At 61.6% G+C, this 13,431-nt stretch carries 11 protein-coding genes and 1 pseudogene; 1 reads left to right on the plus strand and 11 read right to left on the minus strand.

The window, feature by feature from the left end; all coding sequences use genetic code 11:
• Positions 1–479: 479 nt before the first annotated feature.
• The 4 genes from urtD to urtA all read right to left on the minus strand — a co-directional run bounded on the left by urtD (position 480) and on the right by urtA (position 5,597).
• The gene (gene urtD, locus PQQ96_RS19850) at positions 480–1,343 is read right to left on the minus strand and encodes an urea ABC transporter ATP-binding protein UrtD (protein ID WP_408295375.1); all 864 of its coding nucleotides are present in this window, start codon (positions 1,341–1,343) and stop codon (positions 480–482) included.
• Entirely contained in the window at positions 1,340–2,530 is a 1,191-nt protein-coding gene (gene urtC / locus PQQ96_RS19855; RefSeq protein ID WP_408295378.1) for an urea ABC transporter permease subunit UrtC, read from the minus strand. Before urtC ends, urtD begins: the two co-directional genes overlap by 4 nt.
• 1 nt (position 2,531) lies before the next feature.
• Complete coding sequence (gene urtB / locus PQQ96_RS19860; RefSeq protein ID WP_408295381.1) at positions 2,532–4,157, minus strand: urea ABC transporter permease subunit UrtB; 1,626 nt, start codon at positions 4,155–4,157, stop codon at positions 2,532–2,534.
• A 141-nt stretch (positions 4,158–4,298) separates the two neighbouring features.
• Positions 4,299–5,597, minus strand: a complete 1,299-nt coding sequence (gene urtA, locus PQQ96_RS19865; RefSeq protein ID WP_408295384.1) for an urea ABC transporter substrate-binding protein — start codon at positions 5,595–5,597, stop codon at positions 4,299–4,301.
• Positions 5,598–6,044: 447 nt separating this feature from the next.
• Between urtA and PQQ96_RS19870 the strand changes: the two are divergent.
• Positions 6,045–6,374, plus strand: a pseudogene (locus PQQ96_RS19870) (aminotransferase class III-fold pyridoxal phosphate-dependent enzyme); the annotation flags it as partial.
• A gap of 94 nt (positions 6,375–6,468) precedes the next feature.
• Here the strand turns inward: PQQ96_RS19870 and PQQ96_RS19875 are convergent.
• From PQQ96_RS19875 to PQQ96_RS19905, 7 genes are all read right to left on the minus strand, one after another.
• Entirely contained in the window at positions 6,469–7,953 is a 1,485-nt protein-coding gene (locus PQQ96_RS19875) for a DUF3443 domain-containing protein (protein ID WP_408295386.1), read from the minus strand.
• A gap of 33 nt (positions 7,954–7,986) precedes the next feature.
• Positions 7,987–8,439, minus strand: coding sequence for a DUF2844 domain-containing protein (locus PQQ96_RS19880; RefSeq protein WP_408295389.1), 453 nt, complete (start codon positions 8,437–8,439; stop codon positions 7,987–7,989).
• A 255-nt stretch (positions 8,440–8,694) separates the two neighbouring features.
• Positions 8,695–9,993, minus strand: coding sequence for a DUF3443 domain-containing protein (locus tag PQQ96_RS19885; RefSeq protein ID WP_408295391.1), 1,299 nt, complete (start codon positions 9,991–9,993; stop codon positions 8,695–8,697).
• Positions 9,994–10,025: 32 nt separating this feature from the next.
• A complete protein-coding gene (locus tag PQQ96_RS19890) occupies positions 10,026–10,502 on the minus strand; it encodes a DUF2844 domain-containing protein (protein WP_408295394.1) in 477 nt (158 codons plus the stop codon).
• 259 nt (positions 10,503–10,761) lie between these two features.
• A complete protein-coding gene (locus tag PQQ96_RS19895) occupies positions 10,762–12,312 on the minus strand; it encodes a TolC family outer membrane protein (protein ID WP_408295397.1) in 1,551 nt (516 codons plus the stop codon).
• 13 nt (positions 12,313–12,325) lie between these two features.
• A complete protein-coding gene (locus PQQ96_RS19900; RefSeq protein WP_408295400.1) occupies positions 12,326–12,649 on the minus strand; it encodes a rhodanese-like domain-containing protein in 324 nt (107 codons plus the stop codon).
• A gap of 58 nt (positions 12,650–12,707) precedes the next feature.
• Entirely contained in the window at positions 12,708–13,361 is a 654-nt protein-coding gene (locus PQQ96_RS19905) for a protein-L-isoaspartate O-methyltransferase family protein (protein WP_408295402.1), read from the minus strand.
• Positions 13,362–13,431 lie beyond the last annotated feature (70 nt).

The raw sequence follows: 13,431 nt of genomic DNA on the forward strand, positions 1-13,431 counted from the left end.
CGTTGCCGTTGCCGTTGCCGTTGCCGTTGCCGTTGCCGTTGCCGTTGCCGTTGCCGTTGCCGCATCCGCTGATGCGGCTTGCCATCAAGTTATCGGGCAACTCGGCGAGGTAAAGCCAACGGCCCCCACCATGCACAAACGAAGCCTCTGGTTTCCCACGCAGACCCATCCGCGACGCACGCAGTGCGGAGTGGGAGCTGATGAGCGCTTTGTCACTGACGCCAAATGTGCGAGGGCACGGATTCCAGATGCACCACTGCCCCCTCCAAGCCCAGGGGACCCACTTATGAGCTAGCGGGGTGAGCCGCTTTCTTTGCTTATCTTTCTTTGCGGCGGCAAAGAAAGTAAGTGCCGCCCCGCACAGGGGCAACACTAATAGACCACTAAGAATTCAAGGAAAGGCCAAAAAATCCAGATCCAGAAAAGCCCAACGCCGTAGGCATACAGACAGAAAGCGCCGCGAAGGCAAAAAAAACAAATCACCTCCCAAGATAAGACTCAATCACCATCTCATCCCGTTTGACATCATCCAAAGTACCATGCGCCAGCACGCGGCCTTCGGCCATCACTGTCACCTTTCCCTTCTCACCCGACAGCGCCGCGACAAACTCCATATCATGTTCGACAACCATCATCGAACACGTCCCACGCAGGTGATTAAGCAACTCAGCCAACTGCATGGTCTCGTCATCGGTCATGCCAGCCGCAGGCTCATCGAGCAACAGAAGCGCCGGTTGCTGCATCAGCAACATCCCGATCTCAAGCCGCTGCTTTTGCCCATGTGACAACTCACCCGCAAGCCGCCGTGCCTCGCTCTCCAACCCGATCAAAGCCAACGTCTCTTCAATCCGCGCTTGCGCCTCACGATCGAGTCGTGCCCGCAAAGAAGCCCACCAACCCTTGTCAGCCTTCATAGCCAACTCAAGGTTCTCCCACACAGGATGCTGCTCAAAAACAGTAGGCTTCTGAAACTTGCGCCCAATGCCGGCGCGCGCAATAGAAGGCTCATTCATCCGCGTCAGGTCGATCGACTGCCCCAGAAAAACCTTGCCGGAATCCGGCTCGGTCTTCCCGGTGATGACATCCATCATCGTCGTCTTGCCCGCGCCGTTCGGCCCGATGATGCAACGCAGTTCTCCAGCATCGATCGACAAACTCAGCGCGTTCAACGCGCGAAACCCGTCGAAACTCACGGTCACATCTTCAAGGTACAGAATCGTCCCGTGCGAAATATCGATCTCGCCCGGCACCACCGCGTGCCCCATACTGGCGACGCCGCTCAACGACCGTTCAGCAGGCTCTTCAGGCAACGCAAGATCAGGAACCATCGGGTTTTCGTTCATGGGCGGTTCCTCTTGCGCGTCACCGTTTCGATCAGACCCATGATGCCGTTCGGCAACAACAGCGGGACCAGCACGAAAATCAGGCCAAGAAAGAACAGCCAGTATTCAGGGAAGTTCGCCGTGAAAAAACTCTTCGCGCCATTCACAGCGAACGCGCCGATGATCGGCCCGATCAATGTGCCGCGCCCACCCACCGCAACCCAGATCGCCATTTCGATCGAGTTGCCCGGCGACATCTCGCCCGGGTTAATGATGCCGACCTGCGGCACATACAACGCACCTGCAATCCCGCACAGAATCGCGGACACAGTCCACACGAAAAGCTTGTACGCGAGCGGGCTGTAGCCGAGGAACATCAAGCGCGTTTCGCCGTCACGCACCGCGGTCACGACACGCCCGAGCTTCGACGTGACAATGGCCCGTGCGCCGATAAAGGCCAGAATCAACACGGCAAACGTGATCAGCAGCAGGGCCGTACGCGTGCCCGGATGCGTAATCGGAAAACCGCCGATGCGCTTGAAGTCGGTGAAGCCGTTGTTGCCGCCGAAACCCGTTTCATTGCGGTAGAACAGCAGCATGGCGGCAAACGTCATCGCCTGCGTGATGATCGACAGATACACACCCTTCACCCGCGAGCGGAACGTGAAGAAGCCGAATACCCACGCGACCACCGCCGGCACCAATACCACCAGCAACAGCGCATAACCGAGATGCTGCGTGCCCTGCCAGTACCACGGCAGCTGGTGCCAGTCGAGGAACACCATGAAGTCAGGCAGATCGCTGCCGTATTTGCCTTCGTGACCGATCGAGCGCATGAGGTACATGCCGATCGCGTAGCCGCCCAATGCAAAGAACAACGCATGTCCCAAGCTCAGAATGCCGCAATAACCCCACACGAGATCGAGTGCCAGCGCGGCAATCGCGTAGCACATGAACTTGCCGGTGATCGTCATCGCATACGCGGACAGATGGAACGCGCTCGTCTCCGGGACCACTAGCGTGGCGAAGGGCACACCAAGGCCGAACACGATGATCAGCGCGATCAGTGCGAGCCATGCGCGGCGCGATAGCAATGCGGGACGCGGCGGCAAGCCGAGCGCGAAGCCGGACTGCGCTTCGCGTCCGGCTGCGGCTGCGTCGGCGCCGCTCGCCGCGCCGACGTGAGCCGATGAGGTAGCAGTCGTCATCTCATGCCTCCGCGCTACGGCCCTTGAGGGCGAACATGCCCTGCGGACGCTTCTGGATGAACAACACAATCAGCACCAGCACGGCGATCTTGGCGAGCACCGCGCCCCAGAACGGTTCGATCGCCTTGCTGACGAGACCGAGCCCGAAGCCGCCGATCACCGTGCCGGCGAGTTGGCCGACGCCGCCGAGCACCACGGCCATGAACGAATCGATGATGTAGCTCTGGCCGAGGTCCGGGCCCACATTGCCGATCTGCGACAGCGCACAGCCGCCCAGGCCGGCAATGCCCGCGCCGAACGCGAACGCATAGGTATCGACGCGCGCGGTCTTCACGCCGACGCACGCGGCCATCCGCCGGTTTTGCGTGACGGCTCGCACGAATAGACCCAGGCGAGTCTTGGTCAGGACAGCCCATGCAATCCCGACGACGATCAGTGAGAACGCCAGAATCGCCAGCCGGTTGTACGGCAGGATCAGATTCGGCAGCACGGTCACGCCGCCGCTCATCCATGCCGGATTGATCACCTGGACGTTCTGTGCGCCGAACAGCATGCGCGTCGCCTGGATCAGGATCAGACTGACGCCGAAGGTGGTCAGCAGCGTTTCGAGCGGACGGCCATAGAGGTGTTTCAACACCAGCCGCTCGAGGACGATGCCGACCAGCCCGGCGGCGGCGAACGAAGCCGGCACCGCGAGCAGCGGATACCAGTCGAACGCGCCCGGCGCAAAGCGCTGGAACAGGTTCTGCACGACGTACGTTGCGTACGCGCCGATCATCAGAAATTCGCCGTGCGCCATGTTGATCACGCCGATCAGCCCGTACGTGATCGCGAGGCCCAATGCAGCGAGCAGCAGCACGCTGCCGAGCGACAAGCCCGCGAACAGCGTGCCCGCGATCTGGCTGCGGCGCTGGATCGAATCGAGTTCGTCGATGCCGCTTTGCGCGGCGGCACGCACCCGCTCGTCGGTTTCGTTGAAGCTGCCGTCCGGCTTCTTCGCGACGAGCGGACGCAGCAGTTCGTTCATGTCAAGATCGTGCCGCGCGGCGACCAGTTGCACGGCTTCGAGACGTTTGGCCGGGTCGGCGTCGTGCAACGCGGTCATTGCCCACAGCGTGTCGAGGCGCTTCTTGAGCGCCGGGTCGGTTTCCTTCACGCGCGCCGCATCGACGAGCGGTTTGATCGACGGATCGGGATTTTGCAGCAGCGCGGTGATGGCTGCGTCGCGTGTAGCGGCGTCGGGCGAATCGAGTTGCAGGCCCGAGAGTGCGCCTGCCACTTTCGAGCGCAGCAGGTTGTTCAGGGTGACCGGTTGCGCGTCGCCCGCAGCGACCGTTTTGCCGGTGACGGCATCGCGTGCCGTGTCGCCGTCCTGCAGCAGCACGGCGCCGGAATCGGTGGTGAGCGCGCTGTCTTCGGACAGGGCCTTGAGCACCGCGAGCGATTCCTTGTCGTGGTTGGCAATCAGCTTGTCGATTGCCGCGGATTTCGCGTCGAAGTCATCGCCGGCGAGCGGTGCGACATCGGCCGGGGTGAGCGCGAAGGCGGCAAGCGGCGTGCTAACGACAAGCGCGAGCGCGAGGCCGCCGATGCTGCGTCGTGCAAATTTCAGAAATGAAAACGCCATGATGGCCTTTGAAGAAGAACCGGCGATGCGGCGCGGCATCACGGTGATGCACCGGTGCCGCGCCGTTGTCTTGCGACTTGCAGCGTCCTGTCGGGCAGAGCTGCGGTTCAGCCCCGGCTCTGCCCAGATTCAGGCTTAGGCTCACACAATCCGCGAGCGCTTCAGGAATGCGGGAATCGAACTGACCACATCCGGCTTGCTCGAATTGCCGGCGATGAACGGGCTCCATGGCTGAGCGCGAATAGCTGTTTTGGTCCGCCAGACCACGTTGAACTGGCCGTCGGCACGCACTTCGCCGATCATCACTGGCTTGTGCAGATGGTGATTGCCGTCCATTTCGAGCACGAAGCCCGAGGGCGCGTTGAAGGTCTGGCCGATCATCGCCACGCGAACCTTGTCGACGTCGGCACTCTTTGCCTTTTCGACCGCCTGCTTCCACATATGGATGCCGACGAAGGTCGCTTCCATCGGGTCATTGGTCACGCGCTTGGTGCCACCCGGCAGGTTATTGTCCTTGACCCATTGAGCCCATTGCTTCTTGAACTTCTCATTAGTCGGGTTGCGCAGCGACATGAAGTAGTTCCATGCCGCGAGATTGCCGACCAGCGGCTTCGTATCGATGCCGCGCAGTTCTTCTTCGCCGACCGAGAACGCGACGACCGGCACGTCGGACGCCTTCAGCCCCTGGTTGCCGAGTTCCTTGTAGAACGGCACGTTCGAGTCACCGTTGACCGTCGAGATCACCGCGGTCTTGCCGCCCTGCGAGAAGGTCTTGATGTTCGCGACGATGGTCTGATAGTCGCTGTGACCGAACGGCGTGTAGACCTCCTGGATATCGGCTTCCTGCACGCCTTTCGACTTGAGGAACGCGCGCAGGATCTTGTTGGTCGTGCGGGGGTACACATAGTCGGTACCCAGCAGGAAGAAACGTTTGGCCCCGCCGCCTTCCGTGCTCATCAGGTATTCAGTCGCCGGAATCGCTTGCTGATTCGGCGCGGCGCCCGTGTAGAACACGTTGCGCGACATTTCTTCGCCTTCGTACTGCACCGGGTAGAACAGCAGGCCGTTCAGTTCCTCGAACACGGGCAGCACGGATTTGCGCGACACCGAGGTCCAGCAGCCAAACACCACGGCGCACTTTTCCTGGGTGATCAGTTGGCGTGCTTTTTCGGCGAACAGCGGCCAGTTCGACGCCGGGTCGACCACCACCGGCTGCAGTTGGCGGCCCATGACGCCGCCGTTCTTGTTGATATCCGCGATGGTCATCAGCGCGGTGTCTTTGAGCGATGTCTCCGAGATCGCCATCGTGCCTGACAAGGAATGTAGAACGCCTACTTTGATCGGACCGCTATCCGATTGCGCATGAGCAAACGGAACCTGACCAGCAAGCGCCAATGCGCCCGACATGGAGCCGAACTTCAACAGACTACGACGTTTCATGTATTTCCCCTTGCCATTGATGGTGACTGTTTATGGGCGTCGATTTCAGCCAGCAGGGCTTATCCCGCATGACTTGCCGCTTGTGTATTGCAAGGCACATGCCATGTAGTAATTTCGACATGAAGTCCGCGAATTGCGTGCTGCAGCGCGGTGATGCGCGACGTAAGTTATGCGTAACATGGCGCGAAATTGGTGCAGGAGCAGGGCTTGCGCCTTGTTCAGGTGCGAGCCGCGCCGCAACGAAGCGTATCCATCGGCCAGCGGGCGTCGGCGGTGCAAGTCCGCCGCCCCTTTGTGCATGCGCCGCGCTCTGCCTTCACTGGAAGACCACCCACGCGAGGGGACACGATATGAATGAGCGCGCCAGCGTCAAACCACCGATATGTCCGCGTTCTGGATGCCCTTTGCTGCGAACCGTCAGTTCAAGAGCGCGCCGCGTCTGCTGCCGAGCGCGAAGGGGATGTACTACACGCCCCACGATGGCCGACGCATTCTCGACGGCACCGCGAGGCTGTGGTGCAGCTTGATAAGCTGCGCGACGAAAGGCATGTGATCGATGTGCGCAATCTTGGATTGGTGGGTGGGGTGGAATTGGCGCCGCGTGCCGGAGCGCCTGGCGCGCGTGCTTATGATGTTTTTGTGCGTTGTTATGAGACGGGTGTGCTGACGCGCTACACCGGAGATATTCTGGCGTTCTCGCCGCCGTTGACTATTGAAGAGGCGCAGATCGATGATATCTTTGCGGCGGTGGCGGAGGTGTTGAGGGAGGCGGATTAGCGGGTGGGCAGGACTCGGTCTTCAGGCAGAAAGACGAAGGGCCGGCGCCATAAGGCGCCGGCCTTTTGCGCTACATGTGCGCGTCCAAAGCCGATCAGAAGGCGACGAACGGGCCGGTTTGCGTGCCTGCGCGGGAGCCGTTCAATGCCGTGTACACGTTGCGGCCGTAGAAGAACGGCAACCCCCAAATAAAGTAACTGGACGACGACGTATATACGCCGAGATCATCATGCGCGGCGTACTGGCCCGCCATCAGGCTGGCCATATTGGCCACCTGGAACGGTATGGTTACGGGGGCAGTCACGCCATTGCCGGATTTGAGTGCGGCGGACAGGCTCAGTGTGGTCGACGGGGCGTAACGGTACCACTGATCGACCGGGATCGTCCCGTCCCGAAAAGTGTTCGTGTTCGAACCGCTATCGATAGCGCCTTGGACGAACGTGCCGCCCTTATACACGGTCGTGAAGAAGCCGTTGTCGTTCAGCGGAATGATATTGGCATTCGACGGTAATGCATTGTTCTGCTGAGTGCCGATTCCGAACACCAGTTCGCCCGTGACGCTTGCCTGTCCGCCTGCCGGCAACGCGGGCAGACGGATGATCGTGCCGTTGTTGTCCGACGTGAAGTTAGCGACAGGATTCATGACCTGCGTGTCGAGCGGTACGCGCGTGCCCTTGCACGAACCCGTGGACGGACAATAGTAGTAAGTTGCCGATAAGGGGGTTTGGGCTGCGAGCGGCCAGTCGCGCACCGCCGAACTGATACCGATCACACCGTTAGCACCCAGGCCGGCCGCTGTGCCGAGATTCGAGAGCCCATTCGACAAGCAATCTGACGGCGTGGCATACGACCCGTCGCCGATGACCTGGATCGGCAGGTTGCCCGCTACCTTACCGCCCATCGTTACGTCGGCGCGCTTGATCGGACCCCACGTGTATCCGGATAAAAATTGCGTGCATTCGGCAATCGGCGCACCGCTGGTTGGGTCGTCGGTTGCGCCGGTCTGCGCTGGCAGGCGACCGGTGACTGCCGAGCCCAAGGCGCTTGCCAGGACGCGTACCCCAGCTGAACCGGTGTCAACCAGCATGTGGTCGATCGTTGCGCATTGGTTTGCGCCCTGTACACCAGGGATGCAGATGGTGACGGTCGCGTAGGGCTGATTGGGGAAATTTCCTGTCCATCGTTCCACCGTGATCGGGACCGTGTTGACATCGGCCACGGGGGAGGGCGTCGGGGTCGGGGTCGGAGTTGGCGTCGGTGTCGGCGTAGGAGTTGGCGTCGGCGTCGGAGTCGGCGCCGGGCTCGGAGTCGGAACGCCACCAGTGCCCATATCTGGACCTGGAGCAGGGCTCGGAGTGGGACTCGGTGCCGGAGTCGGAGTCGGACTTGGCGTAGGGGACGGAGCGGGACTCGGCGTAGGCACCGGGCTCGGCGCAGGCGAAGGCGTTGGCGTCGCCGGTTTTTCGTTGTCCTTCGTCGCGTTCGAATTGCCGTCGTCGCCACCGCCACCACCGCAGGCTGAAAGAGCCAGACTGGCCGTAAGCAGGGCGAAGCAAAGTTTTTTATTGCGGGTCGTCATGTTTCTTGTGTTCCGTGAAATCGATGTGCCGTGTCACTGCAAATCGTCAGCACGGACATTGGCGGGGACAAGGCGCGGCAGAACTGCCTTACCGAAGAAGCTTCCTGCTCGGCCCATCGACTCGATCTGAAAGTCGCCGTTGCGTTCGATTAATGGACCGGTGCCGCGCGCGCGGCTTTGGGATGCTGAGATTGCGGTCTGAAAATAGCTGCCAAGTAACGCGGTCATGTCGGGGCGCACGGGCCCTTGCCATGTGACGGCAAACACGACATTGGTAGGCAGTACGTATTCGCGGATCGTGACGCCGTCGGCATTGCGCGACTCACGCACGGTATAAGCCGCAGCAGATGCAGGAGAGGAAGCGGACGCTGCCGATTGGAGCAAGGACTTCGGGGCTGAACCCGCACTCGGTACACCACCCAACGCTGCATACGAGGCGAGCGGCAAAAGCGCCGACACGGCCAAGACGATCTTTACAAATTTCATCACATTGCTCCAGAAAACAGGTCGGAGCATGTTGCCTGCGGGCGATTAATGAGACTGTGGGAAAGCTCCGAACTGAATGTCGGAAAACTCGCCTTGGGTGCAAGACGACGCGGGCGACGACGCTTGCATAAGTGGGCGTAACGAACCGGCGCATCCATCCGCGGAACGCCTCTTGATGCGGCGAACGACGCAACAAGAAGCCAGCACCTTCTGACGCCGGCCTCCTGCTGCATTCGTGTCAAATCAACGCGGCCATCAGAACGCCACGAACGGTCCGGTTTGCGTGCCTACCGTGGCGCCTTCGAGCACCGTATACACGTTACGGCCATAGAAGAATGGCAAGCCCCACAGGAACCACCTCGATAGGGGCGCGCCGATATTGTCGTAGGCCGCGTAGTTGTTTGCGGTCACGGTCTGGATGTTGTCGATTGAGAACGGAACCATAATCGGCTTGCCAGCGCCACTGGTGGCTTCCATCGTTGCCGACAGGCTGAGTGCACTCGACGGTGCGTACCACTGATATGCGTCTTCGCCTATCGTCGGAATCGTGGCGTCGTCGAAGCCGAATCCATTGGTGCCGCTGTCGATTGCGCTGGTGGTGATCACGCGCCCCTGATACTGGGTCGTGAAGTAGCCGTACTGATCCACGGCGAGGACGTTTGCTGTGGCGGGCAGCATATTGTTCGACTGGGTGCCGACGCCGAACACCAGTTCACCCGTGACACTGGCGTGGCCCCCTGCGGGCAATGCAGGCAAGCGGATGATCGTGCCATTGTTATTGGTGGCGAACGCCGCGACCGGGTTCATGACCTGCCGGTTGAGCGGCACCGTCGTGCCCACGCAGGAGTTCGTTGACCCGCAGGCATAGTAGTTCGCCGCCAGTACCGCTTCTGCGGCAGCCGGGTAGTCGTACACACTGTGACCGATACCGATGATGCCGTTGGCGCCGAGTGCCCGGGCTGTGCTGAGATCCGGGCCGCCGTTCGATATGCAATTCGACGGCGTGGTGTAGGAGCCGTCGCCGATCAGTTCAATCGGAAGATTGCTTGCTTTCTTGCTGCCAATCGTCACGTCAGCGCGCCTGATCGAGCCCCATGTGAAGCCGGAGGCAAACTGCGCGCATTGAGCGAGTGGTAACGGGCTGGTTTGATTGGCGACGGGTGTGGTTTGCAGCAGCAGTTGGGATTTGAGCTTGGTGCTGACTGCGCTCGCCATCACGCGCACGCCCACTGAGCCGGTATCGAGCACCATGCGATCGATGGTCTCGCATTGGCTGCGGTCCTGCTGCCCGGGCCCGCACAGCACAATAGAAACGGCGGGCATGTTGATGCTGCCCATCGAGGTATCGACGACAATCTGCACCGTGTTGTTGTCAGCAACCGGAGACGGCGGCGACGGAGGGTTGGGCGTGATTGGCCAGCTCGGCGTGGCTGGCCAGTTGATGGAGGAGTTTTGTACGCTGGTAGTGCTATCGCCGCCACCGCCGCCGCATGCGGAAAGCGCGACACCAATGGCGGCCATCGCGACCCAGAGTGTCTTGCTAGAGGTTTTCATATTGTTGTCTTCCCGTGAAATCGGCGTCTCGTTCATGGCAGATCGGCTGCGCGGACATTCGCGGGCATGAGGCGAGGCAGGTACGCGATGCCGAATAAACGGCCCGGTCTGCCTGACGATTCGATCTGAAGCTCACCGCGGCGTTCGTTCAGTGCGCCGGTGCCGAGCGGACGTGCTTCGCTTGCGGAAACGTAGTTCGGGAAATAGCTGCCGAGCAGCGCTCTCATATCTGGACGCACCGGGCCCTGCCAGGTGACGGCAAACACGACATTGCTGTGCAGTACATACTCGCGGACAGTGATGCCGGCGGCGTCGCGCGATTCACGCACGGTGTAGGGCGCCGTGGCGGTTGTGTTGGCTGCACCCGTGCCTGACGCGGTGGCAGACTGAGGCGTAGCGCGCAGCATCGTCGGAGAGGATGTGCCGGTGCCCGGTGCGCCGCCTAACGTTGCGTAGGCCGCGATCGGCAACAGCGCTGCAGCCAGCATCGCGATCTTCAGAAGTCTCATCCCATGCTCCCCAAAATAGTCGGAGCATGGTGCCCGGATGATGATCAGGAAACCGTGCGAGAGTTCTGCAGCGGAGACGAGAAACGTCGCAATGAAAGGAGAGTGTCAGGGATGTCGAAGACCGTCCCGCGCTGAGGACGTGCGAAGGACGATAGGTGCCAGCACACGGCGACAAGCAGCAGACAGCCCACGCACAACGAGTGAAACGTTGCGCAGGCAGAGGGTCAATCAGGGAACGAAAGAGACTAAGCGGCCCGGCTTACTGCTGCGGCGCCGCCGCATTCGGCAAAGCCCGTCGCCCGAGCTTGCCCGCAGCGCCTTTGGCAGCGACACCCGGATGCTGCACTGTCGGCACGTTTGGCAGCGCCGTCAACGAACCATCGTCGACCGGCGATAGCAGCGCGCTCAACTGCAGCACGTCCTGATCAGTGAGATTCGCGATGGAAGCCTTCAGCTTGAGGCTATTGATCAGCGTGTCATAACGCGCCTTCGCCAGATCTCTGCGCGCCGAAAACAGCTGATCCTGCGCGTTAAGCACGTCGATATTGATCCGCACGCCGACCTGATAACCAAGCAGATTCGATTCAAGCGAGGTGTTCGCTGATCGCTCGGCGGTCTGCAGCGCGCGCACTTGCGCGAGCCCGCTCACCACACCGAGAAAAGCTTGGCGTGCCGACAGCGCGGCATTGCGCCGAGCCGTATCGAGATCGGCGGCAGCCTGGTCTTCGAGTGCGAGCGTTTGACGCACACGGCTTTGCGTCGCACCGCCTGCAAAGATCGGGATTGTGAGCTGCACGCCGATCGTGCTGTTCGTGTACGTGGACCCGAGGTTGCCCAGTTCCGCAGCGAGCGCCGGTGTGCCCGGCGCCGGCGTATTCGCACCGCTTCCAAAGCCGCCGCCGAAATTGCCACCGAAGTTACCCGCGCCGGCCGCACCGAGACTACTGCGCGAGCGACTCGCAACCAGGTCGACGGTCGGCAGATGGCCCGCCTTGGCTTTCGATGTCTCGCGCTGCGCTGTTTCCAGCGCGATCTGCATCAACGCGACCTGATAGTTCGCATCAGTGGCCGCATCGACCCACAGATTGATGTCGGCAGGCACGGGCGGCGGCAGCGGTGCGCCGGCGGCCAATCCGTCCACATGTTCGACCGGATGCCCAACAATCTGCTGCAACGCTGCCAGCTTCACCGCAAGATCGTTCTGCGCGGCGATTTCCTGCGAAATCGCCTGATCGTATTTGGCCTGAGCTTCGTTGGTGTCGGTGATTGTTGTGTTGCCCACTTCGAATGAACGCTTGGCGGATTCGAGCTGCAGCGCGATCGACGCCTTCTGCGAGCGCACGATTGCAAGGCTGTCCTGTGAGGCGAGCGCGTCGAAATAGGCCTGGCCGAGCCTCACGATCAGATCCTGCCGCGCCTGCGCAAACGACGCCTGCGCGGAATCCACCGCAAGCTTGCCCTGCGCATAGCCGTACCAGCTATCGACGTGAATCAGCGGTTGCGTGAGCGAAATCGTATAGCCGTTGCTGTTGCCGTACGAGGAAGGAAAGCCACCGCCGAAATCGGTGCTCTGGCGGTTCGCGGTGAACGACGCCGAGACTTGCGGCAGCAGTTTGGCGCGAGCGAGCGGCAGCTCTTCGCTATTGGCGGCAAGCGCCGCGCGCGCGCTTTGCAACTGCGCGTCGTTCGAGAGTGCTTCGTCGTAAAGCTGGGAGAGGCCGACGGCCTGCGCAGTGATCGGAAGACCCGCGAGAACCGCGCAAGCAAGCGCCAGAGCGGCCGCGAGGGCCGGCGCCCGCTGGCGGATCATCGTGACCGTGCGGTCAGTAGGTCGGAACGGACGGATCGACCTGACGCGACCACGCGTCGATCCCGCCTTGCAGATTGAAGACGTTGGTGTGGCCGCGCGATTCGAGGAACATCGCGACCTGGGCGCTGCGCGCGCCGTGATGGCACACGCAAACGATTTGCGCGTCGTCGTCGAGCTCTTCGCTGCGCGCGGGGATCTCACGCATCGGAATCGACACGGCGCCGGCGATCGACGCCGTCTGGATTTCCCACGGTTCGCGCACGTCGAGCAGCACGGGTGCGGCGCGCGATTGATCGGCGAGCCATTCGGCGAGTGCGGGAGCGGTCAGATTTTGCATCAGCAGGACATCCAGTTCAGAGGACGGCGGCGTGCCGGCGTCCAGAAAAACGTGCGAATTAAAACTTGAAGCGCGGCGGCTGCACGGCGTTAATCAGCGGCTCGACATAGGTTTCGAACACGTCGGCGATACGGTACTGCTTCTCGTCGATACGCGTGATGACCTGCGCCTTCATGACCGGCGCGGTGCCGACGAAAGCCGCCAGACGGCCGCCGATCTTCAGATGTTCGAGGATTTCCTGCGGCAGCACCGGCAGGCCGCCCGATACGCAGATCACGTCGTACGGTGCAGCGTTGGCCCAGCCGCGCGAGGCGTCGCCGGTGACGACTTCGGCGTTCAGCACGCCGTTGGCGATCAGGTTGTTCTTCGCCAGTTCCGCCAGTTCCGGTTCGATATCGACCGTCAGCACGTGCTGCGCGCGGTGCGCGAGCAGGGCGGCCATGTAACCCGAGCCTGCGCCGATTTCGAGCACGCTTTCGTGTTTCTTCACCGCCAGCTCCTGCAGCACGCGCGCTTCGACGCGCGGCGCCAGCATGTGCTGGCCGGCCGGCAGCGGCACTTCGAAGTCGACGAAGGCCAGATCGCGGTAGACCGTGGGGACGAAGTTTTCACGCTTGACGATCGAGAGCAGATTCAGCACGTCCTGGTCGAGCACTTCCCAGGGGCGGATCTGCTGTTCGATCATGTTGAAACGCGCTTGCTCGATGTTCATGGTGGATTCGGCAGTGTGGTTTGGCGAGTTTGCAATTCTGTGCCACTGACTGGCGGCCTCGGGGTACGAC

Source organism: Paraburkholderia sediminicola (assembly GCF_046027825.1).
Classification (GTDB): domain Bacteria; phylum Pseudomonadota; class Gammaproteobacteria; order Burkholderiales; family Burkholderiaceae; genus Paraburkholderia; species Paraburkholderia sediminicola_D.